We start from the raw sequence: 24605 nt of genomic DNA, 5'->3' as shown, positions 1-24605 counted from the left end.
CTCGCGGTCCTCGTCGAACTGTCCCGGCAGGCCGAATTGGAACAGGCCCTGTCCGAGCTGATCGGTCTCGAGTGCTGACAGGCGACGCTTCGGGGGCCGAACCCCCGCGCGCGCCAGCGCGCCAAAGACACAGCACCTTCACAAGCAAGGTCACCTCGCCCACCTCCGCGAGCAACCTCACCTTCACACGCAAGGTCACCTGACCCATCTTCACGAGCAACACGACCTCCCCACCTTCACGAGCAAAGTCCCCGCACCCTCGCAAGCACAGCCACCACCTCCGCAAGCAAGGTCATTTCCCACCTCACCGCCAAAGTCACCCCCGCACTCCGCGGGCCGGGTCATTTCTCACCGACGCAGGCAGAGTCACCGCTCACCCTGGCGAGGGAGGTCGGCGTTCCCATCCTCACGAACAAGATCACCCCCACCCCCTTCCCCGGTTGGGTTAACAGCGTTACGCTAACGCCACTAACCTACTAACCCGGGGGCACCAATGCTGATCCGAATCGCGCATCTCGTCACCAGGTTCCCGCGGGCGATACTCATCGCCGCCCTGGCCCTGGCCCTGCTCTGCGGCCTCTTCGGCGCCAGCGCGGCCTCGGGGCTGAAATCGGGTGGGTTCGTCTCCTCGGACGCCGAGTCCACCCGGGCCACCGAACTGCTCGCGGACCATTTCGACGGTGCCGCCCCCAACTACATCCTGCTGGTGGAGTCGTCCGCGGGGGTCGACGACGATGCGGTGCGGGCACGCGCGCTGCGCAGTGTCGACACCATCCGGGCGCATGAGCGCACCACCGACGTCCAGTCGTATTGGACCGCGCCGTCGCCCGCGATCGCCAGTGCGCTGCGCAGTACCGACGGTAATTCCGGGCTGATCGCGGTCCATCTGGACGGCGACGAAACCGAGATCCAGAACAGCGCCGGTGAACTGAGCGGCATACTGGCCGGTTCCGCCGACGGGATCACCGTGCGCGCCGGTGGCGCGGCCGCGACGTTCCACGAGGTGAACGAGCAGATCACCCATGATCTGGCGGTCGCCGAGACGGCGGCCATCCCGCTCACCCTGCTGGTGCTGGTGCTGGTGTTCGGCAGTCTGATCGCCGCCTCGCTGCCGCTGCTGGTCGGGTTGTTCGCGATCGCCGCGACCCTGGCGATCCTCCGGCTGTTCACCCTGTTCACCGATGTGTCGATCTACGCGATGAACCTCACCACCGCGCTCGGCCTGGCGCTGGCCATCGACTACAGCCTGTTCATCGTGAGCCGGTTCCGCGAGGAACTCGCCAACGGCCTCGACCCCCGCGCCGCCACGGTGCGGGCCCTGCAGACCGCGGGCCGGACGGTGCTGTTCTCCGCGCTGACCGTGGCGCTGTCGCTGTCGGCCATGCTGGTCTTCGATCTGTACTTCCTGCGCTCGTTCGCCTACTCCGGGGTGGCGGTCGTGGTCGCCGCGGCGGCCGCCTCGATCGTGGTACTGCCGGCGGCCCTGGTGCTACTGGGGCATCGGGTCAACTCGCTGGACCTGCGCGCCCCCATCCTGCGGCTGTTCGGCCGCGAGCCCGCCCCGCTGGGCGCGATGGTGCCGGAGCAGACCGGTTGGTACCGGCTGGTGCGGCGGGTGATGCGGTTCGCGGTCCCGGTGTCCGTGGCGATCGTGGCGTTGCTGCTGTTCCTCGGCGCGCCGTTCCTGGGCATCAAATTCGGCTATCCCGATGAGCGGGTGCTGCCGGCTTCGGCCGCCAGCCGGCAGGTGGGTGACGAGATCCGCGCCGAATTCCCGCGGGCCGACCCCGGCGGCAACACCACCATCGTGCTCGACGGTTTCCGCGACGAGCGGGCCGTCGCGGCCTACGCGGCGCAACTGTCGGAGGTCGACCAGGTCACCGCGGTGCTGTCGAGCGCCGGCGTCTACGTTTCCGGGAACCGGCTGGCGCCCACTCCACCGGGGATGGCCAACGATTCCGGCACCTATCTGTCGGTGACCTCCGCCGTGGATCCGTTCTCCCCCGCCGGTGGCGAGCAACTGGAGAGCCTGCAGGCGGTCCCCACCCCGGCGCCCGCGCTGTTCGGCGGGGCCGCAGCCATGAACGACGATTCGCTGGACGCGCTGGCCGATCGGCTGCCGCTGGCGGGGCTGCTCATCGTGCTCACGACCTTCGCGGTGCTGTTCCTGTTCACCGGCAGCCTGATCCTGCCGTTGAAGGCGCTGCTGCTGAACACCCTGTCGCTGACCGCGGCGTTCGGTGCGATGGTGTGGATCTTCCAGGAGGGGCATCTGGACGGCCTGCTGGGGTTCACCGCCGTCGGCTACCTGGTTCCGACCATGCCGATCCTGATGTTCTGCCTGGCCTTCGGCCTGTCCATGGACTACGAGGTCTTCCTGCTGTCCCGGATCCGGGAGGAATGGCTGCGGCGCCGGGCCGGGCGTACCGGCTCGGAGTTCGCGGCGGAGGACAATGCGGAGTCGGTCGCGATCGGTGTGGCGCGTACCGGGCGGATCTTCACCGCCGCGGCGGTCCTGATGGCCATCGTGATCGGGGCACTGACCACATCGAAGGTTTCGTTCATCCAGCTCATGGGCCTGGGGCTGACGTTGACCGTGCTGATGGACGCCACCGTCATCCGGGCGCTACTGGTACCCGCCCTGATGAAGCTGATGGGCCCGCTCAACTGGTGGGCGCCGAAACCGCTGGCCCGGCTGCACGCCCGGTTCGGGTTCAGCGAGGAACCGGTGCCGGCGCGCGCGGACGAAGAAAGCCCGGTACGAGTATGACGGGAAGACCGCGGTCACCGCGTGGCACAGGCCCGCGCTTGCGGACCGAGATCCTCTCGGCCACAAGGGAACTCCTCGAACGCACCGGCGATGTCGGGGCGGTGTCGATCCGGGCGGTCGCCGAGCTGGTCGGGGTGAGCGCGCCGTCCATCTATCGGCATTTCTCGGATAAGGACGCGCTGATCGAGGCCGCGGTCGCCGAAGTGTTCGAAGCACTCGATACGGCGATGCAGGCGGCGGTCGACCCGGCGGAACCGTCGCCCCTGCGACTGCGCCGGCTCGGCTTGGCCTACGTCCGCTTCGCCTTGGACCATCCCGAGCAATACCGGCTGGCGACCATCCCGACACTGCACCGGGGCGCCGTGGATACGGTGCTGACCAGCGGCGCTTTCCGCTACTTCGCGGGCACCGTCGAAGAGGCCATGGCCGAAGGCCTGATCGACCGGGCGGATCCGACTCCGCTGGTGCTGGAGTTGTGGGCGGCCGCGCACGGTATCGCGTCGCTGCTACTGGCGAAACCGTATCTGCCCTGGGGCGATCCGATGGCGGTCGCCGAACGGGTACTCGACGCGGCGTGTTTCGGGCATGTGGTCGGCGAACTGATCGGGCCCGGCGCGACGCCGGAAGAGGCGACGGACTGGCTGACGCAGTTGCGCGCCCGTACACGCGGCACCGGCACCGACCCGGTCAGCTGACCTCGCCGTCCGCGGCGGTGAAGGTATTGCACTGGGCGGTCCGGTTGTGCTCGACACCCAGCCCGAACCAGCGCCCGCCGTTCTCCGGAGTGCCGTGGTCGCGCATATCGCCGCGCTGATCGCCGCGGTTGTCGGCATCGGTACGCGCCTGGGTCATCTGCTGCTCGGTCAGCGCGCCACCGTCTGCCGAGGAGACCAGATACATCCCGTCGAAACAGTTGGCCTGCAGTTCGACCCGGCGCGACAGTTCCAGCCCCTCCGGACTCCGCGCGCCCGCGTCGACACGTTCGCTGTTGGCGGCGAGCAGGATTCCCGACATGTTCTGGATGTGATGACCGTATTCGTGGGCGAATACCGAGAGGTAGACCACCCAGTTGTCACGGTAGTAGTCGGTCTGCAACTGGCTGATCGGCATGTAGACGGTGCGATTGGCGGGGCAGTAGAACGCGGCGAAATCACCGGTGGAACCGGTACACGGCGTGGAGATGCCCTCGGTATCGGCCGAAACCAGGACGGTCGGCGGTTCGAACGGCAGTCCCGCGGACTCCAGCACCGGCTGCCACGCCGCCTCCAGGCACTGTTCGGCACTGCTGAAGAAGGCCCGGGCCGTGTCCACATCGGTCGACCACGATGAGTATTCGCAATTCGCCGGGATCAGCGTGGCATCGGGGTCGGTGAGCAGGGGATTCGTCGCCGTGATGGCGGGCCCGGTCGCACCGGTGTCGTAGCTGTGCTCCGGTTGCGGGCCGAGTACGTTCAGACCCCCGGAGTTCAGCGCCCCGCGCACCAAGGCGGCGAGAACCACGAACATCACGGCGAACAGTACGACCAGCAACCGGCCGCTGCTGCCCCGGGACCGCGGCCGGGGTGCGTTCGGTACCCGATGCGGAACGGGCGGGGGCATGGGGGGCGCGACGGTCGGCCGATATCCGGGGACGGCGCCGCGCTGAGGCGGGACCGGATAGCCGGGCGGCGGACGGTGCGGATATCCGTGAGCAGGCGGATAACCCTGGCCGGGCGGATAACCCTGGCCGGGTGGATAGCCCTGAGCGGGCGGATAACCCGGCGGCGGACGCTGCTGCGGAGGTCGCTGCGGATAGCCCGGCGGCGGACGCTGCGGTTGCCCCGGCGGCGGCGGATGGGGCGGGCGTCCGCCGGCCGGATTCGGCCGGCGGCCGGGCGGCGGAACGGGGCCGCGGCCGAAAGGTGGTTGTGTCACTCCCCCGGACTCCCTCACATTCTCGGTTCGCCAACAGCCGCTGACGCAGGATAGCAAGCTGTCTAAGGTAACGAGTCATGCTCACTTTTCGGGGGGGCGCACCAGCGCTACTGCTCGCACTGACCGCACTGGTCGCACTGCTCTTACCGGCCGCACCGGCCCGGGCGCAGGAAACCGGCGGGGCGATCGTCGATCTCGAGATGACCCTCGGCCGCGACGGCGTCCTGGACGTCACCGAACGGGTGACGGTTCCGCCGGGTGGGCGGTTCACCATGTCGCTGCCGCTGCGGGTGCAGATCAGCGAGAATTCCGAACGCCGCTTCGCGGTCACCGATATCGAGGTCACCGGCCCGGGTACCGCCGAGGTCGCCGATGACCTGTTCACCGTCGACGCGGGCCCCGGCGAATCCACCTTCCGCTACTCGGTCCAGAACACGGTCAGCGACGCCGACGGCAGCCAGGTGTTCCGCTGGTTCGGTGTGCTCAATGTCGATATCGCCGAAATCCACGCGTCACTGATCAGCCCGAGCTTCGAAATGGGCATCGTGGACTGCGTCCTGGGCCCGCTCGGCGCCACCCGGCCCTGCGCGCAGGTGCATATCGAACCCGACGGTGTCCTGTACCTGGACCAGACGAACCTGCGCAAGGGTGAATCCGTCGATCTGACCCTGCAGATCCCCCCCGGCACCGTCCCGGCGAACGCCGATATCACCGGTCCGGGAGCCTCGGCGTTCGCCATCACCGGTCCGGTGGTCATCGCGTTCGTGGTGCTGCTGCTCGCCCTGATCGTCTTGGCCCTGTATCTGTTCCTGGTTCGGCGCCAGTCCGTTCCGGCCGCGCCTATGGAACCGCTCGATCGCAGCAGTGGGCGGACGCTGTTCAGTTCACCGGCGGGCATCCTGCCGGGCGAAGCGGGTGTGCTGCTGGACGGCTACGCCGATCCGACGGATATCGCCGCCACCGTCGTCGATCTGGCGGTGCGCAACTATCTCTGGATCGGCCGCATCGGCGAGGACGAGTGGCGGATCGTGCGGGTGAATCCCGCCGACGATCAGTTGCGCGGCTACGAGCGGGTGTTCTACGACGCGCTGCTGCCCGCGGGCGTGCCCGAGGTCACCATGGCCGAATTGCGCGTGCCGGGCAGGCTCCCGGTCGAGCCGCTGCGCCGGGCGATGGTGGCCGACGCCGTGGACCGAGGCGCCTTCATCGACCCCGCCCGCCGCCGGATTCCACTCTGGCTGGGCGGCGGACTGATCGTGCTGGGCGCCGCGGTCACCGTCGTCGCGGCGCTGCTGTCCGGCCACGCCCTGGTGGGCGTGGCGATCGCGCTGGCCGGCGGCGCGCTGCTGGGGGCCCAGAAGTTCCTGCCGGTACGCACCGCCTACGGCCGGACCCTCACCGGCCAGGTCCGGGGGCTCCAGCGCGGCCTCGAACAGGTCAGGAGCACGGAGATTCCCTCCGGCGACCGCGAACTCGTGTTCTCCCGCGGCCTGCCCTACATGGTGGTGTGGAGCCGGGCGGACAACTGGGTGCGTGCCTTCCGCGATATCGACCCGTCCGACGACGACGAACCCGGCCTGTACTGGTTCGGCGGTTTCGACGACGACCGCGACCTGCACCGGTTCGCGGTCCACTTCCCGTATTTCATCACCGCGGTCGAAACACTGTTCCCCGCGAAATGAGCCGGGGCCCACGCGCGTTCCGGCGCGTGGGCCCTGCCCGATGAGTTCTCGTGGGCCCTGCCCAGTGGGTTCGGACGGTCAGGCGGTCACTCGCCGCAGCGCCGCGAGCGGATCGGCGTACAGCGCGCTGAGCGAGGTGACGACGGCCGCGAATTCCTGCACCTTCGACGCGTAGCCGGTGACCCGGATATCCGTGGGCGGCAGCATCGTCGACTCGTTGAACGCGCGCGCCACATGCGCCAGCCCGGGGCGGTAGGCGGTGAACGCCTGTCCGCCGAGGACGACCCGGTCGGGGTTCAGCATGTCCCGGACCAGCGCCACCGTCCGGCCGAGCACCTCGGCGCGTTCGGCGAGCAGTTCACGGGCCGGTTCCGAACCCGCCGCGGCAGCCCGGTACACATCGGCGATGGCGGAACTGGATTTCCCGTTGTGCGCCGGGATGATTCCACGCCCGACCGCCCGGGCGTGCAGAGCGCGATCGCCGACCGTGGCCTCCAGGCAGCCGCGCCGGCCGCAGCCGCATTCCACCGACGAGCCGGTGGGCAGATGCGCGATCGACCCGGGGCCGTTGCTCGGGGTGTGCACCCGGCCGTCCAGAGTCACCGAGATGCCCGCGGTCTCACGGACGTAGAAGTACAGGCTGCTGCCGCGGGCGCCGTCGGCGCGCTCGGGATCGTCGGCGGGGTTGCCGACCACCGCGGGCAGCAGGAGTTCGGCGGCGGCCATCGCCTCGACGTGCGGGGCCACCGTGATCGGCAGCCCGAGGACCTCGCTGAAGACCGCGCCCACCGGCGCCGCCTGCCAGCCCAGCTTCGGGTGATCCACGATCCCGGTCCTGGGATCGACACGGCCGCCGAGCGCTACGCCGACCCACAGCGGGGTCCGCCGGTACCAGCGCTGCAGGAAGGATTTCGCACTGTGCGCGACGGTTTTGACCGCGAACTCCTGACCGGTCCGCGGGGTCGCGATGGTGAGCCCGCCGAGAATCCGGCCCCGCAGATCGGAGACGACGATCCGGGTGGTCTCCGCGCCGATATGGACGCCCAGTGTGCCGAAGGTGTCGACATCGGCCTCGAACGGCACCCGCGGACGGCCGACCGCGCCGGAGGCGGTGAGATCGGCGCGTTCCCGCAGCAGACCGGCGGACAGCAACGAGGACACCTGGCGGTTGACGGTGGCGATGCTCAGCCCGGTGGCGCGGGCGGTTTTGTCCCGGAACACCGGTCCGGTGGTGGCGGCGCGCAGCACGGCCGCGGCGGGATTATCGGAAAGGCGCAGGTCGGGGACAACGACCGGGCGGGCTACTCGGGTACGGACGGTGGAAGCCTGCGACGCGGTGCGTTCGGCGGTACGGACAGCCATATGATTTTCCCTCGATGAAGATCCCGGATCACGGGAGGCCTACAGGTACTGCAACGAGGCGGCGAGTGAATCGGAATCGCTCAACCGCGGAAGCGGGAGCAACACAACTCGCGGGTGAGGGGCAGCCGCAGACCCAGCGCGGCGGTCACATAAGTGACCGGCTTCGGGTTGACTCGGCTGTCGGACATAACAAATAAATTAACATCCTCTTCGGCGATCCACCAACGTTTCCGGAATATCCGCAACCCCGCATCGGGCGTTTTCGCTGGCAGAAGGTGTCATCAAGGGGGATTCGGCCACCTCGGGCCCCGTGCGCGTGCACCGTGGCATCGCGTATACCTGGACGTTTCCCATATTTCGCAGCGAACCGAATGAATTCTCCGCAAGGGCACGGAGAATTCACGCAATAAGCCCGTACATATTCTCCACCGCCGTCCGGGAAATATTCTCCGCTCATGTGCGGGGAATATTCTCCGGACTTTCACGGAGAATACCGGCGGCCGCCGCCTCCTCTCGGAGACCGGAGCTCCACTGGATGCCGTGGAGCCCGGGCCGACTCCGCCCGAGGGCGCGGAAAACAAGCGAACGACCCTGTTCCGGGCGGTTTTCCGCTGCTATGCTCCGACCCGCTGGTGGGGAGTTCGAAGGGGGACCGTCATGCCCGTACCTGATCCGGATCGGCAATCGGCGATCGGCGTCGGCGACGCCGGGGCGATCCGCCGCTACGGAACCGAAGCCGTCCGCCTCTACGAGGCGGCACGAGCCGGTGAGTTCCATATGGCCGAGGACGTCGCCCGACTGCTGGCCGGGTCCTGCGACCGGCTGGTGGAACGGGTGCGGCTGGCCCGCGATCACGCCGCCGCCCTCACCTCGGCCCGGGGCTTTCCGGATCTGCCGTCCGGCCATGCGCTGGCGCGCGGTTTCGGCGCGAAGGGTCGGGAATACCTCGACACCCTCCTCGCTTTCGAACAGGCCGCGTTGCGCCATAAAGCGGCCTACCTCGCCGCCGCCGCACTGTTCGAGGAGGCCGACGCCGCGAACCGCGCCGCCCTGATCCGAACTGTGGCGCAGTCGGCCTGACATGCGGCATTATTGCGAACTACGCAGGGGTGCAACAAGATTGATAGCGACCGGTTTGCTGTGACCACCACGGCCGACGACGAACCGGACAACCGAGGGGGCCGATGGTGGCGCACCAGGGGCAGACCGAGACGACCGAGGCCGGCACCGATCCGGCGTATGTTCCGGATCGCGAGGTCTTCGACGCCTACACCCATCAGCAGATCTGGGATCTGGTGCACGAGCAGCTGGCGCCGGGTGAACTGGGCCGCCTGGCCGGTGCGTGGGACCTCGCCGCGGGCTCGGTCGATACGGCGTTCGACGAATTCGCCCGGGATATCGCCCGGCTCTCCGGCGAATGGTCCGGTATCGCGGCCGCCGAAGCGGCCCGGGCGGCTGCCGCGCTGGTCCGGGCGGGTGACGATGCGGCCACCGTATGCCGGACGGTCGCGCAACTCCTCGCGGCCGATGCCACCGCCGCCGAATCGGTCCGGGCCGCGATCCCCGCACCACCCGGCGCGTATCTGCCGGACCCGGATCCCGCCGTCGAGGCGGCGACGGGTCCCGCCCGCCGCACCTCCTACAACATCACGGCCGCGACGCTGACCGCCGAGGCACAGGACGCCATGACCTACCGCTACAACCCGGCCATCCCGGCCAGCGGCGACCGGGTCCCGCGCTTCCCCACGCCCGCGGAGGGCTCTTCGAGCGCTCCCGCCTCCGCGCCGTCCAGCTCCCCCGCAGCGTCGAGCCCGCCACGCAACGTACCGGCACTCGAGATCCCCCCGGCGCCCGTGAACCCCGCGACCGGCGGTCCCGCGGCGCCGCCGACCCAGGATGGATTCGCACCGAACGCCACATCGGGCGAGACCGCTTTCGGCGAGCCTCCCACCGGACCCGGGTCGGCCGACCCCGCCGCGCCGAACGAGGCGCGCACCGAACCCCCGCCGGCGACGCCCCCGGCTCTCGGCGGGCAAACCGTGTCCGAGAGACCGGACAGAGCCGATCCGGGCGGTGGGAGCCGCTGATGGAATGGGTCTTCACGCCGGACGAATTCAGCCATATCTGGCAGACCGAGACCGGGCTGGACCGGCGTCCCCATCCCATCGACCTCGCCCCGCGTGGCACCGTGGCCACCGAGCGTGCCCGGGCCGAACTCGACCTGCCGGGCCGTTTCCCGCAGAACGGCGACGCCGACCTCACCGGCACGCTGCGTTTCGTGGCGCGAACCGATGTCACCCGGGTGACCGTATACGGCGACGAGTTCGACGGGCCGGAACGCAGGCCGGATCCGGTGCTCGCGGTCGCGGTGGCGTTCGGGAATTGGGGTGCGCTCATCCGCGCCCACGCGGGGGCGGTCACCGTGGTCGCCTGCCACGCGCGGAGCCTGGGCAAACATCTGGTCAACACGCTGGGTCCGGCGCGGCCGGGCAGCCTTCCCGTGCTGCGGGAACCCCGCGCGGCGGTCCTGTGCCCGGACCCGGCGGACGGCCGCGCGGCCGCCGACCGGGCCGCGAATCTTCGGTCGACGCTGCACCGGCCCATCGACGCGCGTGGTTTCTTCACCATCGCGGTCGCCCCCGATGATCCGATGTCACCTCCGCCGATCCACCGGACCTGGCTGGATTTCACCGGAGACGGCCGCTACCTGCTCAGCGCCGGCAGCCACCTCACCCTCACGCCCGTGGACGAAACCGGGCTGGCGGCCGAACTCACCCGGCTCGCCCGGATCCGCTGAGGCGGGCGCACACGCACCGCGCCGCCGTTCACTTCTGCTTCGCGGCGGCCTTCATCTGCTTCTTGAACGCGCGGACCTCGAGCAGTGTCTCCGAGTCGACGATATCGGCCGCCGAACGCCGCGATCCCGGCTCGGCGTAGGCACCGGCGGCGGCCTCCCAGCCGGCCGGGCGCACATCGAGCTGTTTACCGAGCAACGCGAGGAAGATCCGGGCCTTCTGATCTCCGTAACCGGGCAGCGCCTTCAGACGCTTCAGGACCTCTTTGCCGTCGGGATCTCCGGCGGTCCAGACAGCGGTGACATCGCCGTCGTAGTTTTCGATTACGTAGCGGGCCAGATCCTGGATTCGCCGCGCCATGGACCGGCCGTATCGGTGGATGGCCGGCGGCGTGGCGGCCATCTCCTCGAATTCGGCCTGATCGGCGGCGGCGATCGCGTGGATATCCAGCCCGCCCATCCGGTCCGCGATCTTCTTCGGCCCGCGGAAGGCGTGTTCGAGGGGATACTGCTGGTCCAGGAGCATCCCGATCACCAATGCGAGAGAACTCGTCGACAGCAGTTCGTCCGCCTCGGGGTCCTGCGCCAGGCACAACTCGGCCATACCGTGCTCCTCACTCTGGACTACCAGCGATGATCCCACGGCGGCGGCAACAGCTAGGCTCGCCCCATGCCAGACACGGCGATATACCCACCCACCACACTGGATGGACACGGACCCATGGACAGTTTCGGGTTACGCCCCGACCGTTTCGATGCCGCAGGCCAGGATCAGCTGGTCGATATCCGCGATCTACAGGCCACGCTCCCCGGTCTCACCAGGTTGCGGGAATGGGCGCACGAGGCGCTCGCGCTGCGACCGGGTGAGAGCGTCGTGGATCTGGGATCCGGGACCGGCTCCGAGGTCATCACTTTCGCCGAGGAGGTCGGGCCCACCGGTTTCGCCGTCGGCGTGGAACCCGACCCCAGCCTGCTGGCCACCGCCGAACAGCGCGCCGCCGCGGCGAATTCGGCCGCCACCTTCCATTCCGGCGACGCCTACGGAATACCGTTCGGCGCCGCCACCTTCGACGCGGTGCTGTGCGAACGGGTGTTCCAGCATCTGACCGCGCCGGCGCGCGCGGCCCGGGAGATCGCCCGAGTGCTGCGACCCGGCGGCCGTACCGTGGTGATGGACGCGGACTGGGGGTCGGCGATCGTGCACCCCGGTGAGCATCGGGTGGTCCGCGAAGTGATCGACACGCTCGTCGCCGCGACCACCAACCCGTATTCCGGTCGCCGGCTGCAGGGGCTGCTCACCGGCGCCGGCCTGGAAGTGGAAACCACCGGCTCGCACGCTCTGGTCCAGGACCGCTCGGTCGGGGCCGGTGCGCTGGTCAGCCGGGTCTCGGCGATGGCGGTCGCGCGCCGGGTGATCACCGAGGCCGAACGGGAGCGGCTCCTGGCCGACCTGGCCGCGGGCGCGGACGCCGGCGATATCCACCTCTCGGTGACCATGTTCGCCGTGTACGCCCGCAAACCCGCCTGACCCCGCCGGGCGGGAATCCGCCTACCCGATCAGTTTCTCGGTCGCTGCCAGCAGGACGCAGGTCGCCAAACCGTCCATGGCGCGCTCCAGCTCCGGCAGCGCCGGGAAACTGGGGGCGATCCGGATGTTCTTGTCGTCCGGATCCTTCTTGTACGGGAAGGCCGAGCCGGCTGCCGTGAGCGCGATACCGGCGCCCTTGGCCAGCTCGATCACCCGCGCGGCCGTGCCCTCGAGCACATCGAGGCTGATGAAATAGCCACCCTTGGGCTCGGTCCAGGAAGCCACTTTGGAGGCGCCGAGGCGCTCCTCGAGAATGCGCAGGACGAGTGCGAACTTCGGTTCCAGGATGGCGCGATGCTTCTGCATATGCGACCGGACGCCGGCGGCGTCGGTGAAGAACCGCAGATGCCGCAGCTGGTTGATCTTGTCCGGTCCGATGCTCTTCTTCCCGGCATGGCCCAGGTACCAGTTCAAGTTCTCGGTGGCGGCGCCCAGGAAGCTGACCCCGGAACCGGCGAAGGTGATCTTCGACGTGGACGCGAACACCAAGGGCCGGTTCGGGTTTCCGGCGGCGGCGGCCGGTTTCAGCACATCGAGTACCGGCGCCGCGGTATCGGTCAGCGGATGTACCGCGTACGCGTTGTCCCAGAACAGGCGGAAGTCCGGGGCCGCGGCGGGCATCGAGAGGAGTTCACGCACAACGTCTTCGGAGAACACGGCTCCGGTGGGGTTGGAGTAGTTGGGTACCGCCCACATCCCCTTGATCTGCGGATCACCGGCGAGCAGATCGGCGATGATCCGGGTATCGGGGCCGTTGGGTCCCATCGGGACGGTGATCATTTCGAAGCCCAGCGATTCGGTGATCGCGAAATGGCGGTCGTATCCCGGGCTGGGGCACAGGAATTTCACCACCGGCTCGTCGGCCCACCGGCGCGGCGAATCGGGGAATCCGTGCAGGGTGGCGAAAACGATGATGTCGTGCATCAACTCGAGGCTGGCGTTGTTGCCGGCGATCAAGTTGTCCACATCGATACCCAGCAGTTCGCCGAAGATCGCGCGTAGCTCCGGAAGCCCGTGCAGCCCACCGTAGTTACGGCAGTCGGTACCGGTGCCGTCCCGGAAATCGCCGTCGCCGGGCAGCGAGAGCAGGGCCGAGGAGAGGGCGAGTTGTTCCGGCGAGGGCTTGCCTCGGGTCAGATCGAGGGTCAGCTGAGCGGCCTGCAGTGTCGCGTAGTTCGCGGACTGGAGTTCGTGCTCGGCGGCGAGTTCGTCGGAACTCATCAAACCGATCTGCGTTTGCCGGGGCATCCTGGACAGCCTTTCCAACTACCTGGTGAGGTGAATGCGTTACGGGGAAGCCGCCCAGTGCGGCAACCCCCCGGGCCACGTTACCCGGGCGGCAGTCGTCGCCGGGAGGTGTTGGGTTTACCGGCGGAATCCGCCCGTGCGGAGGGTCGAAATCGGTACTGGTGAGACCAGGATTCACGCTCGGATCCGGCCGGGGATCGGTCACCGATCCGGTGCCGTGGCTCGAATCACACGGTCCGGAATAAGGGGACCCCGCGCACCCGGCAGAGCCCGTTGACCCTTGCTGCCTTCCGGCCCTGGGGGAGTTCACAGGATGCGCGCCGCGCGGGATCCGTGGGCCAGTGTAGCGGTTGTTCGCGGTCCGGCGCCGCGGGGGGCACGGGCGGGTGTTGCCGGACGGCGCCGCCGGGCACCCGGCGCTCGCTACCATTCTCCTGAGCGGGAGGGGAGATGCCCTCACCAGACGAGGGGATGGCGAGGATGACGGATACGAATCCGCCGGAGGGTGATCGGGCGGAGCAGACCAAATGGTGGGAGACGCCCGGGGCGGGTGGTTCCGACCCGGCGCGGCCGCAGTCCGGGGGCCCGGTGCCCGATGCCACCATGATCAACCCGAACGCCGGCCCGGCATTCCCGAGCGATCAGCACGGGCAGCCGTACTCCAGCGGTCAGCAGCAGTACCCGAGCGGTCAGCAGCACTCCGGCGGGCAGCAGTACGCGAGCGGACAGCAGCCACATTCCGGCGGTCAGCAGTATCCGAGCGGGCAGCAATTCCCCAGCGGCCAGCAGTCCCACCCCAGCGGCCAGCAGTCCCACCCCAGCGGCCAGCAGTCCCACCCCGGCGGGCAGCAGTCCCCGGCGCCCGGCCAGGCGCCCGGTGGCCAGTGGCCGGGACCGCAGCCCGGGTTCCCCGCCCCCACCGGGTACCCGCGGTCGCGATCGCGATCGAACAACACCGCGCTCATCGTCGTCGGCGTGGTGCTGCTGGTGGTCGTGCTGGTCTGCGGTGGCGGTATCGCGCTGTTGAACGCGGGCGGCGACGAGAAGGACAAGGAATGGGCGGGCGACTACGGAATGGCGTCGGTCACCAATTCCTGCGACCTCATCGACGCCGGCGTGCTGGACCAGTGGGCCGCGACCCGTGACGAGACCACCCACCAGGAGAGCCCGCCCGCCGACTACGGCGGCGGCTCGCTGAATTGCCGGATCAGCAACGAGGGCACCGATACCAACAGTGCCCGGCTGACGCTGGATGTGGCCTTCACCGGCGAGTACACCACCTACGGCTACGACGACTGGAAGAAAACCGATACCGCCACCACCGGTACCGACTACGACTCCGGGTCGGTGAGCGGTCTGGGCCAGGAGGCCTACTACGCCTCCCATGTCAGCGATTACTCCTCGTTCGAGACGGTGGACTACTCGGTCGCCGCGAAGGACAGCAATGTCTCGGTCAAGGTGACCATGTACATCAGCTACGACGGTCCGGTGGACACCTCTACCGTCGATCAGCTGTGCCGGGATCAGGTCCGGAAGGTGCTCGACGGACTGCGTGAATAGCGCGAGTACCGGCGGTGACGCCCGGCACCGCGACGATTACGGCCCCGCCGGTGGAATTCGATCCACCGGCGGGGCCGTTTGCGGAGGATGCGGGATTCGAACCCGCGAGGGCTGTTAACCCAACCCGCGTTCCAGGCGAGCGCCATAGGCCACTAGGCGAATCCTCCGCCGAGCAGCATACCTGCCACCCGGTCGCATCGTGAAAACGCCCGCTCATCGGTCCCGGGTGACCGATTCGGTTTCCCGCGCCGATCACGGAATTGTGACGGCCGTCGCGCCTACCCGCGCCGACGGTGCCATGATGGGCGCCGTGGATCCCCAGGTGATCGAGATCGTTCAGAGTTCCCCGGCCTGGTGGCAGTCGTGGCTGCCGCTGCTCGGCTCGCTCGTGCTCGGTGGTGCGGCCGTAATCGCCGTACTGGTCAACAATCGGACGAACAGGGACGCCATCGCGGCGGCCGACGACCGCGCCACCCGCGCGCTGTCCGCGGCGACGCAGCAGCAGTCCGACAGCGCGCAGCGGCAGGCCGACACCACGCGGCTGCAGCTGGACGCCGCCCATCACCAGGTGGAATCCGCACATGCGGTGGCGATCATGCAGGTTGGGGAACATTGGCGGCGCGACACCGTGGTCGCCGTGGTCGCCGATTCCCTGGGCGTGTCCAGCCGGATCTGTCAGGCGTTGCGCCGCGACGAAGATTGGCCCGATGAGCTCATCGGGGATCTGATCCACGAGCTGGAAGCCGGTTCGGACCGGGCGAATGTGCTGCGCCTGACCGGCTCGGACCCGCACTACAAGCAGTGGCGGCAGCTGGCCGACACCCTCTCCGACGCCCTGCTGGCCGCGCTGACCCTGCAGCGCAAGAAACTGCAGGACGCTCCCGACGAGGAGATCCGTTCCGCCTTCGAGCACAAGACACAGTTACTGGCCGAGGTGCGCGCCGCCGAGCGGGATCTGATCATCGCCACCCGCGAAGAACTGGATATCGAACCGAACTGAACGACACGCCACCGGTGCGGGCGACCCGGTTCGCACCGGTGGGATCTGCGTCACGATCGGGGCCCGGCAGTGCGGTACGCACTACGGATAACGCGCCGCGGGCCGACGATAATCGGCAGAACCCCTGAAAAATCCCGCAGAACCCCCGAAAAATCCCCCAGAAGGCACGACAACCTCTTCCTGAATTAAATCTATACCGCACCCGGGGCCTTGCGGCAAGACCCGGGTGATGCCGCAGAATTGCCCGCCGAAGCCAGAACCTGCGGAAACGGAAGTAGCGACCGCCTGGCAGCGGAACCGTCGGCGTCGCCGGGACCGCTGCCCGCGCGAGCACGCGGGGTAGATCTAGTCAGGGAAAGGCGGGCTTGTGCCGACTCGGGAATATGAGGACGAACTGCGCTCCGAGCGCGACTACGTGGCCGGGCTCTACACGCGCCTCGACGAGGAGCGCGCGCAGGTCAAGGGCAAATACTCCGCCGCACTGCGCGGAAACGGCGGGACACTCGTGGACCGCGATGTCGAGGTCCGCACGCTGGCCCGCGAGGTGAAACGGCTGGACGTGGCCGATAACGGGCTGTGCTTCGGCCGGTTGGACTCGGTGACGGGCGAGCGCAGCTATATCGGCCGGATCGGCCTGTTCGACGAGACGAACGAATACGAATCGCTGCTGCTCGACTGGCGGGCCCCGGCCGCCCGGGCGTTCTATGTCGCGACCGGCGCCTCACCGGAGAACATGCGGCGCCGGCGGCAGTTCCACACCCGCGGCCGCAGGCTGCTGGATTTCACCGACGAGGTCTTCGGCCGGTCCGACGGCGACCGGTCCGGGGACGCGCGGGGTGACGCGGCGCTGCTGGCGGCCGTCGACGCGCCGCGTGGTCCGGGGATGCGCGATATCGTCGCCACGATCCAGGCCGAACAGGACGAGATCATCCGGCTGGAGCATCCGGGTGTGGTGGTGATCGAGGGCGGCCCGGGCACCGGCAAAACCGTGGTGGCCCTGCACCGCGTCGCCTATCTGCTCTACACCCAGCGGGAACGGATGGAACGCAACGGCGTACTGGTCGTCGGCCCCAACCCGGCGTTCCTGAACCATATCGGGCGGGTACTGCCCTCGCTGGGCGAATCCAATGTCGTGTTCATGACCACCGGCGATTTCGTGCCCGGACTGCATATCACCGCCGAGGACGCCCCCGAGGCGGCCCGGCTCAAGGGCTCCCGCGCGATCCTGAACGTCCTCGCGGCGGCGATCGCGGACCGGCAGCGAGTGCCGGAGCAGCCGCTGCCGATCGAACTGACCGATACCACGGTGCGGATCGACGCCGAGACCGCGGAATGGGCACGAGAGGAGGCGCGCGCGACCGGGCTGCCGCATAACGAGGCCCGCGCGAAATTCATCGAGATCGTCACGTATGTCCTCACCGAGCGGGCCATCGGGCGGATCGGCCGGGGCTGGCTGACCCGCGACGACCGCGAGGCGTGGGAGCAGATGCGGGAGGACCTGGTCGGGGAGCTGGCCGGTAGCGAGGCGTTCACCGCCGCGTTGGGCGCACTGTGGCCGATCCTGACACCGGAATCGCTGCTGGCGGGCCTGTACTCGTCCCCCGACCGGCTGCGCGCCGCCGGCGCCGATCAGATATTGCTGCGTGCCGACGGCGAAGCGTGGACGATCTCGGATGTACCGCTGCTCGATGAGCTGGTCGATCTACTCGGCGCGCGGGAGCCGCAGGACCGGACGGCCGAGCGCGAGCAACAGGCACAGGCCCGGTACGCCGCGGGCGTGCTGGACCTCATGACCGGCCGCGAGGACAGTATGGACGACGAGGATCACCTGTACGCCCAGGATCTCCTCTACGCCGAGGATCTCGCCGAACGGTTCGTCGAGCGCGATACCCGCGAGCTGGCGGAGCGCGCGGCCGCGGACCGCGACTGGACCTACCGGCATATCGTCGTCGACGAGGCCCAGGAACTCTCCGAGATGGACTGGCGGGTGCTGATGCGGCGCTGCCCGAACCATTCCTTCACGGTGGTCGGCGATCTGGCCCAGCGGCGATCGGCGGCCGGGGCGACGTCCTGGAACACGATGCTGGATCCCTATGTTCCGGGCCGCTGGCTGTACCGGTCACTCACGGTGAACTACCGCACGCCGGCGGAGATCATGGCCGTCGCCGCGGCGGTGCTCGCCGAGTTCGCACCCGCGATCACACCGCCGGAATCGGTCCGCGCGAACGGCGTACAGCCGTGGTCGCGCCGGATCGCGGACGACGACGAGCTGCGGGCCGCCGTCGCGGAATTCACCGACGCGGAGGCCGGGCGCGAAGGCACCTGCGTGGTGATCGGCCCGCCGGGAGTGCCGGGCACCGTGTCCGCGTCGGATACCAAGGGCCTGGAGTTCGACGCCGTGCTGGTGGTGGAGCCGGACCGCATTCTCGCCGACGGCCCGCGCGGCGCGGCGGAACTGTACGTCGCGCTCACCCGTGCCACCCAGCGCCTCGGCGTTCTGCACAGCGGGCCGCTACCGCGGTCGCTGGCCGGGCTGGTGGAGACCGGCGGCCGTGCGGTCACCGGAGCCGGGCGCTGACCTCTGCGCACGCCTCGCGCAGCAACTCGGCGTAGTGATCGAGATCGGGCACGGTCTGCGGGTCGGCGTGCAGGGAGAGTGTGACGGTCGGGCCGAGCCCGTGAATCCCGTGCGTGAGATGCATCACGCTGCCGAGCGCGGGGAAACCGCCGGTGAACCGCACCGGGGCGCCGCCGAAGGTCAGATCGGCGGGGCCCCGGTTCACGCTGGAGACCACGGTGTGCCCGGTGATCTCGGCGGGCACCAGGTCGATCGGGTACCTGCCGACATCGCGGCGCAACAGGATCGGCGGCACCACCTCGGTCACCGCATCCTGGACGTTCAACAGCGGATGCGCCGCCCGGCGCCGCCGGTTCGCCAGTTCGGCGGCGATGGCGGCGGCCCGGCGGCTCGGGTCGGGTTCGCCGGCGGCCAGATCCACCCCGAGGCCGCGGTAGTTGTTGCGGACGCCCGGTCGCCGCGGCATCGCCATCGGCACCTGCGCGGCCAACCGCGTGACCTCCGCGCCACGCCCCCGCAGATAGCGCTGTAGCGCCATCGAGATGGCGGTGAGGCCCACCACCGTGACGCTCGCGCCGGGCGTGCGGAACTTTTCGGCCGGGCAGACCAGCAGCCGCACCGCGTGCCCGCCGACCATCGCGGGAGCGTTGAGCGGTCCCGGCGGATAGCCGGGCGGGGGTGGCGGCACGGCGCCCGCCGCGGTGAGTTCGGCGAGTTCGGACCCCGCGCGACCCGCCCGGACCCCGCGGCCGACGGTGCGGACCACTGCCGCGGGCAGCGTCACGGCGGCCGCGAGGGAACGCCGGACGCCCGCCCCTATCGACGGCTCCGGTTCGGGAGCGGGTCGATCCGCGGCGTCTCCGGGGTCCGGATGCGCGGCGAACAGCGCTCGCGCGATATCGGATGCGCCACGACCGTCCACGAGGGCGTGTGAGATCTGCAGGACCACCACCGTGACGGCGTCGTCGGGCGCCGGGCTGTCACGAATACGCCGGAATACGTGCAGACGCCAGGGCTGCCGCGTCGCGTCGACTCCCGTGCCCACCACATCGCCGAGGGCCGCGAGGAGTGCCGGCCACGTGGGACGTTCGAGGGTGTGCTCGATGAATTGCGACGGGTCCGGCTCCGTGGGGACCCAGGCGGGCATCGCGAGACCGGTGGGGTCCTCGCGTAACCGGACTCCCAGTTCGGGGATCGACCCGTGACGTTTCGCGAGGTCGGCGCGTAACTCGGCACCGGTCCGGGTGGATTCCGCGAAGCAGTACAGCAGGAACTGGTCGTTGGGGAGGCGCCGCGACAGCCAGTACATGGTCGCGTCCGGGGGTGCCAGCGGGATCATCGGCACGACCCTAGCGACGCGCGCCCGCCCGGGTTCGCCGGCACCGGGCGGGCGGTGTGCGCACGTATGCACGTGCAACGACCCCGGGCCGTAAGGACCCGGGGCCGCTCTGCCCGATATGGGTACAAGGATCAGGCGCTGTGGAACTCTCCTGCCGAAACTCCGGTCAGGAAGCCGGCCCACTCGCCGGGCGCGAAGGCCAGTACAGGCCCGCTACCTTGATCTTTGGTATCACGGACCGCTACGTTGCCGTCTCCGAGAAATGCCACCTCCACGCAGTTCCCGTCCGGGCCGCTGTATGAACTCTTCCGCCACACAGCACCCGTCATATCCACCTTCACGGCACTGCACTCCTTCGCTGCGTCGATAATGAGATTCGATTCCTGCATAGTTCCTGACTAGCTGGTATCCGATGGACTACACCGAATACACCGATGCACGCGCAGATAGCGAGCAAATATCCGGTTTGCCAGGATCGGACTCGCACATTCCGCGAACACATCTGACGCGGTGACCAAAAGCCTCTGTGAGCATGCCCCGCACCCGCGACACTAGCAGGTTCGTCCAAGATTTGCCGATCTCTTGCCAACTGCGCCAACAGCTTTGCCAATTCTGCTAAGATGCCGTATTGCTGCGTAATTGCGCACTTATAAGTATGATTTTGCTCAAAAATCGCCAGGTGTCGCTAATGGTCTAGCGTGATTGTTATGTGATTGTCCGTTTATCGATTGTCAATGCCCCTGACGCCCGGCCCGCCGATCTCCGGGGGCATGATGGCGCCATGCCCGAACGTGACCGCGACGATCAGGGGCGCGCCACCAACGCCCGGCCCCGGGACCGGCTGGGCCGACCGCTACCGCCGGGAAGCCCCGGCGTACCGCGGATCCCCGATGACCTGGACCTCGAACCGCGGGAGGCACTCGGCTACGCCCAGCAGCTCCTCGATCGCGGTCTGGCCTTCAACGCGCACGAGGTCCTGGAATCGGTCTGGAAGAACGGGCCGGAGACCGAACGCATGCTATGGCAGGGCCTGGCCCAGTACGCGGTCGGCCTCACCCATATCCAGCGCGGAAACCCCAAGGGTGCGCGCACACTACTGCGCCGGGCGGTGGAACGGCTGCGCACCTTCGATGTCACCGCGGCCGGGTATCCCGGTGACGCACTCCCCTACGGTCTCGACCGCCCCGGCCTGCTCGCCCATGCCGCGGCACTGTTGGACGAGCTGGACGCGCGTTTCCCCGAGAACGACCCGGAGACCGCGGTGCGGCCGGCCGCCGGACCTCTGGTCGACGAATCCACCCTGATGCCGCGGCTCACCCACGACCTACCATGATCCCGATGCCCACCGACCGTGCGACCGCCCCGGCCGGGGCCGGCCGGTACGCGCCGAGCCCCTCGGGTGATCTGCACCTGGGAAATCTGCGTACCGCCCTGCTGGCCTGGTTGTTCGCCCGCGCCACGGGACGCGAGTTCGTCCTGCGCGTCGACGATCTGGACCGGGTACGGCCCGGGGCCGAACAGCGCCAGCTGGCCGATCTCGCCGCCCTCGGGATCGACTGGGACGGACCGGTCCTGCATCAGTCGGAGCGAGTCGCGCACTACGAGGCCGCGGTGCGCCGGCTCACCGACGCCGGCCTGACCTACGAGTGCTACTGCACCCGAAAGGAAATCCAGCAGGCCGCGGCGGCCCCGCACGGACCCCAGGGCGCCTACCCCGGCACCTGCCGCGACCTCACCCCCGCCGACCGCGAGCGGCGCCGGGCCACCGGCCGGCCCGCCGCGATCCGGCTCCGGTCGACCCGTACCGAATTCGAGATCACCGACCGGCTGCACGGGCGCTATCGCGGACCCGTCGACGATTTCGTGCTGCGGCGCGGCGACGGTGTTCCGGCCTACAACCTGGCGGTCGTCGTCGACGATGCCGGACAGGGCGTGGATCAGGTGGTACGCGGCGACGACCTGCTGCCGTCGACACCCCGGCAGGCCTATCTCGCGACGCTGCTCGACCTCCCGGTTCCCGAATACGCCCATGTCCCGCTGGTGCTGAACACCGCGGGGCAGCGACTGGCCAAACGCGACGGCGCCGTCACGCTGGCCGACCGGCTCGCCTGCGGCGATACCGTGGACGGAGTGCTCGCCGGACTGGCCGGATCGCTGGGGCTCACCGGCCACACGGCCGCGGCACTGCGCGCCGAATTCCATCCGGACCGTCTCCCCCGCGATCCGTGGGTGCTGGACCCCGACAGCTTGGTGTGCGCCGGTGCCGGTCCGTAACCTGGCCTGCGACCGGGTCTTTACGATTTTCGAGTTCAGGCAGGCGAGATGACCAGTGGCGGGTACCAACCCAGCAACCACCCCCAGGCCGGGCAGCCGTACGGGCAGCCTCCGCAGTACCAGCCGGGGCCGTACGGGCAGCAGCCCGGCCAGTACGCACCGCCGCCGCAGCAGCCGTACGGGCACCGGCCCCCACCACCACCGCAGCCCCCGCAGCCGCCCGCCGAACCGAAACCGGCCTACGAGCAGCAGGTTTTTCCGCAGGCCCGGTACGGAGGTCAGCAGTACGGGCAGTACGACCCGGCATTCGGCGTCCCCGGCAAACTGTGGCCGCGATTCGCGGCCCGGCTGATCGACAACCTGATCGTCGCCCTGCCCCTGGCCATCCTGCTCAACTTCATCATCATCCCGAATATGGTCGGCTTCGCCGGAGTGGCGGTCAGCTACGCGATCATCTTCGCGGCGATGCTGGTCTACTACGTCGCCATGGAGAGCCGGACCGGCGCCACCCTGGGCAAGAAGATCCTGGGTCTCAAGGTGGTGGCGCCCAACGGGGCACCGACCGTCCCGCCGCTGGCCTCGCTGAAACGGAACATCTACCTCGCCGCGCAGATCGTGCCGTGCCTCGGCTGGCTCGTCGGGCTGGCCCTGATGCTGTACATCGCCGCGACCCTGGACAAGGATCCGAACAAGCAGGGCTGGCACGACAAGCTCGCCGGAGGTACACAGGTCCTCACCGCCTGACCGGACGTCCCCGCCCACGGGCGGGGACATATCAACCGGAGGCGGCCACCACGATCATCACCACGATATACAGGGCAACAAGCACGATCAGCGCCACTCCGGCCCAGATCCCGCCGAGCGCCAGGCCGCGGCCCTCCTGGCCGCTGTCACGAATCTGATTGAGCGCGATCACCCCGAGGATGATCCCCACGATCGAGGTGACACCGCAGGTCGCGAAACCGGCCAGCGAAGTCACCAGCGAGGCGATCGCCAGCCCGTTGGTACCACGGTTGTTGGGGTAGGCGTACGGCTGATAGCCCGGGGGGTAGCCGGGGGCCGCGGCGCCGTAGGGCGTGGCCGGATACGACGGCTGCGCCGGATAGGGTCCCGCCGGGGGCGGGGCCTGGTAGGACGGCGCCGAAGGAGAGGGCGCGGCGGGCGGCGGAGACGAAGGATACTGGGGCGCCGAGGGATAGCTCGACGGTCCGCTCGACGGCGATCCGCCGCCCGCGGCCGCGGGGTCCGACGAGACGCCCGACCCCCCGTATTGCTTCCACCACTCGTCGGAGTCCCCGGGGTTCGTCATGCCTACACCCTATTCGAGAATTTGATTGGATAGCCGGGTGGAAGATCCGAACGAAACCCAGTTATCCGGCAAGTCTGGACACCCCGCGCCCGCTCACGCGGCATTCGCCCAGGTGGCGCGGGGGTACTACACGCCGATCGTCGTGCTGTTCACGGCGACGCTGATCATCTCCAATATCTGCGCGACCAAGGGCGTGCAGTTCTTCACCGACAGCTCGCTGACCCTCGGGCCACTCGAGGTCCTGCCCGTCACCACCGATGCCGCGTTCTTCCTGTTCCCGCTGGCCTATGTGCTCGGCGATGTGCTCAGCGAGGTCTACGGTTTCCGGGCCACCCGGCACGCGGTGTTCTACGGGTTCGCCGCTCTGCTGATCATGGTGCTCTGCTTCGCCGTTGCCATCCGGCTGCCCGCCGCGTCGTTCTACGAGAACCAGGAGGCGTTCCGCACGGTCATCGGCACCACGCCGCAACTGGTCGCGGCCGGGCTGGCGGGATACGTGGCCGGGCAGCTGCTCAATTCCGCGACCCTGGTAATGATCAAGGAACGCACCCGCGAGAAGCATCTGTGGGCCCGGCTGATCGGCTCGACGGTGGTGGGCGAACTCGCCGACACCCTGATCTTCTGCTCGATCGCCGCGACCGCGATCGGTATCGACAGCTGGGGTCAGTTCGTCAACTACGTGATCGTGGGTTTCCTGTGGAAAACGCTGGTCGAGATCGTGATGCTGCCGGTGACCTACCGGGTGATCGCCCTGCTCAAGAAACACGAACCGACCTACGCTCCTAAGGAAACCACGCCCTTGCACTCCTGAACCGGTCGTATCCGGGGCGGGGTCCGCGGTTCTGGAGTGGTGTGCGCGCATCAACTATGGGTGGGGGCCGGTGGCATTGACGCGACGGAGCCTGCTCGGGTGTTCAAGCAGGCTTGCCCGCGAAGGTGAGAAAGTGACCCCGCCCGCGAAGGTGGGGGTTGGTCTTGACTGCGAAGGTGGGGCGGGTGACCTTGCCCGCGAAAGTGGGGCAGGTGACCTTGCCCGCGAAAGTGGGGCAGGTGACCTTGCCCGCGAAAGTGGGGCAGGTGACCTTGCCCGCGAAGGTGCTGTGTTTATTGGCGCGCTGGCGCGCGCGGGGTTCGGCCCCCGAAGCGTCTGCTGTCAGCCCTCGAGACTCGTGGCTTCGCCACATGCG

22 protein-coding genes, 1 tRNA gene and 1 other RNA gene are annotated in these 24605 nt (G+C 68.9%); 14 read left to right on the top strand and 10 right to left on the bottom strand.

The window, feature by feature from the left end; genetic code table 11:
* Positions 1–493: 493 nt before the first annotated feature.
* Together AB0F41_RS28605 and AB0F41_RS28600 are read left to right on the top strand one after the other, a co-directional pair.
* Complete coding sequence (locus AB0F41_RS28605) at positions 494–2770, top strand: MMPL family transporter (RefSeq protein ID WP_357429143.1); 2277 nt, start codon at positions 494–496, stop codon at positions 2768–2770.
* Positions 2771–2808: 38 nt separating this feature from the next.
* Positions 2809–3465, top strand: coding sequence for a TetR/AcrR family transcriptional regulator (locus AB0F41_RS28600; RefSeq protein ID WP_357429141.1), 657 nt, complete (start codon positions 2809–2811; stop codon positions 3463–3465).
* On the opposite strand, the gene AB0F41_RS28595 is transcribed toward AB0F41_RS28600, so the two are convergent.
* Positions 3458–4369 (bottom strand): neutral zinc metallopeptidase, encoded by a 912-nt coding sequence (locus AB0F41_RS28595; protein ID WP_357429139.1) that lies wholly within the window; start codon positions 4367–4369, stop codon positions 3458–3460. The two genes, AB0F41_RS28600 and AB0F41_RS28595, sit on opposite strands and share 8 nt — an antisense overlap.
* A 392-nt stretch (positions 4370–4761) precedes the next feature.
* Here AB0F41_RS28595 and AB0F41_RS28590 point away from each other — a divergent pair, with 392 nt between their 5' ends.
* Complete coding sequence (locus AB0F41_RS28590) at positions 4762–6366, top strand: DUF2207 domain-containing protein (RefSeq protein WP_357429137.1); 1605 nt, start codon at positions 4762–4764, stop codon at positions 6364–6366.
* A gap of 78 nt (positions 6367–6444) precedes the next feature.
* Here AB0F41_RS28590 and AB0F41_RS28585 read toward each other — a convergent pair whose 3' ends face one another.
* The gene (locus AB0F41_RS28585) at positions 6445–7728 is read right to left on the bottom strand and encodes an ROK family protein (RefSeq protein WP_357429135.1); all 1284 of its coding nucleotides are present in this window, start codon (positions 7726–7728) and stop codon (positions 6445–6447) included.
* Positions 7729–8385: 657 nt separating this feature from the next.
* On the opposite strand from AB0F41_RS28585, the gene AB0F41_RS28580 reads away from it, so the two are divergent.
* From AB0F41_RS28580 to AB0F41_RS28570, 3 genes are all read left to right on the top strand, one after another.
* Positions 8386–8808: a hypothetical protein gene (locus AB0F41_RS28580; protein WP_357429133.1), complete on the top strand. Its 423-nt coding sequence runs from the start codon at positions 8386–8388 to the stop codon at positions 8806–8808.
* Between the two features lie 104 nt (positions 8809–8912).
* Positions 8913–9815, top strand: a complete 903-nt coding sequence (locus tag AB0F41_RS28575; protein WP_357429131.1) for a hypothetical protein — start codon at positions 8913–8915, stop codon at positions 9813–9815.
* On the top strand, positions 9815–10525 hold the full coding sequence (locus AB0F41_RS28570; RefSeq protein ID WP_357429129.1) for an ESX secretion-associated protein EspG: 711 nt from the start codon (positions 9815–9817) through the stop codon (positions 10523–10525). The genes AB0F41_RS28575 and AB0F41_RS28570 overlap by 1 nt, the downstream gene beginning before the upstream one ends.
* 28 nt (positions 10526–10553) lie before the next feature.
* Here the strand turns inward: AB0F41_RS28570 and AB0F41_RS28565 are convergent, their stop codons facing one another.
* The gene (locus tag AB0F41_RS28565) at positions 10554–11126 is read right to left on the bottom strand and encodes an HhH-GPD-type base excision DNA repair protein (RefSeq protein ID WP_357429127.1); all 573 of its coding nucleotides are present in this window, start codon (positions 11124–11126) and stop codon (positions 10554–10556) included.
* A 117-nt stretch (positions 11127–11243) separates the two neighbouring features.
* Here AB0F41_RS28565 and AB0F41_RS28560 point away from each other — a divergent pair, with 117 nt between their 5' ends.
* A complete protein-coding gene (locus tag AB0F41_RS28560; RefSeq protein ID WP_357429147.1) occupies positions 11244–12050 on the top strand; it encodes a methyltransferase domain-containing protein in 807 nt (268 codons plus the stop codon).
* A 21-nt stretch (positions 12051–12071) separates the two neighbouring features.
* Here the strand turns inward: AB0F41_RS28560 and AB0F41_RS28555 are convergent, their stop codons facing one another.
* Together AB0F41_RS28555 and ffs are read right to left on the bottom strand one after the other, a co-directional pair.
* Positions 12072–13358, bottom strand: a complete 1287-nt coding sequence (locus tag AB0F41_RS28555; protein ID WP_357429125.1) for an aminotransferase class I/II-fold pyridoxal phosphate-dependent enzyme — start codon at positions 13356–13358, stop codon at positions 12072–12074.
* Positions 13359–13599: 241 nt separating this feature from the next.
* An RNA gene (ffs, locus tag AB0F41_RS28550) (signal recognition particle sRNA small type) lies at positions 13600–13694 on the bottom strand.
* Between the two features lie 144 nt (positions 13695–13838).
* Here ffs and AB0F41_RS28545 point away from each other — a divergent pair.
* A complete protein-coding gene (locus AB0F41_RS28545; RefSeq protein ID WP_357429123.1) occupies positions 13839–14918 on the top strand; it encodes a hypothetical protein in 1080 nt (359 codons plus the stop codon).
* 81 nt (positions 14919–14999) lie between these two features.
* On the opposite strand, the gene AB0F41_RS28540 is transcribed toward AB0F41_RS28545, so the two are convergent.
* Positions 15000–15085: transfer RNA gene (locus AB0F41_RS28540), tRNA-Ser, on the bottom strand.
* Positions 15086–15144: 59 nt separating this feature from the next.
* On the opposite strand from AB0F41_RS28540, the gene AB0F41_RS28535 reads away from it, so the two are divergent.
* Both AB0F41_RS28535 and helR read left to right on the top strand, forming a co-directional pair.
* Positions 15145–15918 carry a hypothetical protein gene (locus AB0F41_RS28535; RefSeq protein ID WP_357429121.1) on the top strand — a complete coding sequence of 258 codons (774 nt, stop codon included), beginning with the start codon at positions 15145–15147 and terminating at the stop codon, positions 15916–15918.
* Positions 15919–16285: 367 nt separating this feature from the next.
* The gene (helR, locus tag AB0F41_RS28530; protein WP_357429119.1) at positions 16286–18496 is read left to right on the top strand and encodes an RNA polymerase recycling motor ATPase HelR; all 2211 of its coding nucleotides are present in this window, start codon (positions 16286–16288) and stop codon (positions 18494–18496) included.
* Here helR and AB0F41_RS28525 read toward each other — a convergent pair.
* Together AB0F41_RS28525 and AB0F41_RS28520 are read right to left on the bottom strand one after the other, a co-directional pair.
* Entirely contained in the window at positions 18477–19835 is a 1359-nt protein-coding gene (locus tag AB0F41_RS28525) for a wax ester/triacylglycerol synthase domain-containing protein (RefSeq protein WP_357429117.1), read from the bottom strand. The two genes, helR and AB0F41_RS28525, sit on opposite strands and share 20 nt — an antisense overlap.
* A 131-nt stretch (positions 19836–19966) precedes the next feature.
* Positions 19967–20176: a DUF397 domain-containing protein gene (locus AB0F41_RS28520; RefSeq protein WP_357429145.1), complete on the bottom strand. Its 210-nt coding sequence runs from the start codon at positions 20174–20176 to the stop codon at positions 19967–19969.
* Between the two features lie 440 nt (positions 20177–20616).
* On the opposite strand from AB0F41_RS28520, the gene AB0F41_RS28515 reads away from it, so the two are divergent.
* Genes AB0F41_RS28515 through AB0F41_RS28505 form a run of 3 tightly spaced genes read left to right on the top strand, consistent with a single transcriptional unit; the run spans position 20617 to position 22853 of the window.
* The gene (locus tag AB0F41_RS28515) at positions 20617–21168 is read left to right on the top strand and encodes a DUF309 domain-containing protein (RefSeq protein ID WP_357429115.1); all 552 of its coding nucleotides are present in this window, start codon (positions 20617–20619) and stop codon (positions 21166–21168) included.
* Positions 21165–22109, top strand: a complete 945-nt coding sequence (gluQRS, locus tag AB0F41_RS28510; RefSeq protein WP_357429113.1) for a tRNA glutamyl-Q(34) synthetase GluQRS — start codon at positions 21165–21167, stop codon at positions 22107–22109. The genes AB0F41_RS28515 and gluQRS overlap by 4 nt, the downstream gene beginning before the upstream one ends.
* A 48-nt stretch (positions 22110–22157) precedes the next feature.
* Positions 22158–22853 carry an RDD family protein gene (locus tag AB0F41_RS28505; protein ID WP_357429111.1) on the top strand — a complete coding sequence of 232 codons (696 nt, stop codon included), beginning with the start codon at positions 22158–22160 and terminating at the stop codon, positions 22851–22853.
* A 31-nt stretch (positions 22854–22884) separates the two neighbouring features.
* Here AB0F41_RS28505 and AB0F41_RS28500 read toward each other — a convergent pair whose 3' ends face one another.
* Positions 22885–23418, bottom strand: coding sequence for a DUF4190 domain-containing protein (locus AB0F41_RS28500; protein WP_357429109.1), 534 nt, complete (start codon positions 23416–23418; stop codon positions 22885–22887).
* Positions 23419–23455: 37 nt separating this feature from the next.
* Here AB0F41_RS28500 and AB0F41_RS28495 point away from each other — a divergent pair, with 37 nt between their 5' ends.
* Complete coding sequence (locus AB0F41_RS28495; protein WP_357429107.1) at positions 23456–24229, top strand: queuosine precursor transporter; 774 nt, start codon at positions 23456–23458, stop codon at positions 24227–24229.
* A 103-nt stretch (positions 24230–24332) separates the two neighbouring features.
* Here AB0F41_RS28495 and AB0F41_RS28490 read toward each other — a convergent pair.
* The coding region (locus tag AB0F41_RS28490) for a hypothetical protein (protein WP_357429105.1) at positions 24333–24605 on the bottom strand (273 nt) is incomplete at its 5' end.

The sequence above is a fragment of the Nocardia sp. NPDC024068 genome (genome assembly GCF_040638875.1).
Taxonomy (GTDB): domain Bacteria; phylum Actinomycetota; class Actinomycetes; order Mycobacteriales; family Mycobacteriaceae; genus Nocardia.
This window is presented reverse-complemented; position numbering and strand designations above follow the sequence as displayed.

Excerpts from the sequence above, each read along its gene's own strand:
- AB0F41_RS28605 (WP_357429143.1), top strand. The coding sequence starts at position 494 with ATGCTGATCCGAATCGCGCATCTCGTCACCAGGTTCCCGCGGGCGATA.
- AB0F41_RS28595 (WP_357429139.1), bottom strand. The coding sequence starts at position 4,369 with ATGCCCCCGCCCGTTCCGCATCGGGTACCGAACGCACCCCGGCCGCGG.
- AB0F41_RS28590 (WP_357429137.1), top strand. The coding sequence starts at position 4,762 with ATGCTCACTTTTCGGGGGGGCGCACCAGCGCTACTGCTCGCACTGACC.
- AB0F41_RS28585 (WP_357429135.1), bottom strand. The coding sequence starts at position 7,728 with ATGGCTGTCCGTACCGCCGAACGCACCGCGTCGCAGGCTTCCACCGTC.
- AB0F41_RS28580 (WP_357429133.1), top strand. The coding sequence starts at position 8,386 with ATGCCCGTACCTGATCCGGATCGGCAATCGGCGATCGGCGTCGGCGAC.
- AB0F41_RS28575 (WP_357429131.1), top strand. The coding sequence starts at position 8,913 with ATGGTGGCGCACCAGGGGCAGACCGAGACGACCGAGGCCGGCACCGAT.
- AB0F41_RS28570 (WP_357429129.1), top strand. The coding sequence starts at position 9,815 with ATGGAATGGGTCTTCACGCCGGACGAATTCAGCCATATCTGGCAGACC.
- AB0F41_RS28565 (WP_357429127.1), bottom strand. The coding sequence starts at position 11,126 with ATGGCCGAGTTGTGCCTGGCGCAGGACCCCGAGGCGGACGAACTGCTG.
- AB0F41_RS28560 (WP_357429147.1), top strand. The coding sequence starts at position 11,244 with ATGGACAGTTTCGGGTTACGCCCCGACCGTTTCGATGCCGCAGGCCAG.
- AB0F41_RS28555 (WP_357429125.1), bottom strand. The coding sequence starts at position 13,358 with ATGCCCCGGCAAACGCAGATCGGTTTGATGAGTTCCGACGAACTCGCC.
- AB0F41_RS28545 (WP_357429123.1), top strand. The coding sequence starts at position 13,839 with ATGACGGATACGAATCCGCCGGAGGGTGATCGGGCGGAGCAGACCAAA.
- AB0F41_RS28525 (WP_357429117.1), bottom strand. The coding sequence starts at position 19,835 with ATGATCCCGCTGGCACCCCCGGACGCGACCATGTACTGGCTGTCGCGG.
- AB0F41_RS28515 (WP_357429115.1), top strand. The coding sequence starts at position 20,617 with ATGCCCGAACGTGACCGCGACGATCAGGGGCGCGCCACCAACGCCCGG.
- gluQRS (WP_357429113.1), top strand. The coding sequence starts at position 21,165 with ATGATCCCGATGCCCACCGACCGTGCGACCGCCCCGGCCGGGGCCGGC.
- AB0F41_RS28505 (WP_357429111.1), top strand. The coding sequence starts at position 22,158 with ATGACCAGTGGCGGGTACCAACCCAGCAACCACCCCCAGGCCGGGCAG.
- AB0F41_RS28500 (WP_357429109.1), bottom strand. The coding sequence starts at position 23,418 with ATGACGAACCCCGGGGACTCCGACGAGTGGTGGAAGCAATACGGGGGG.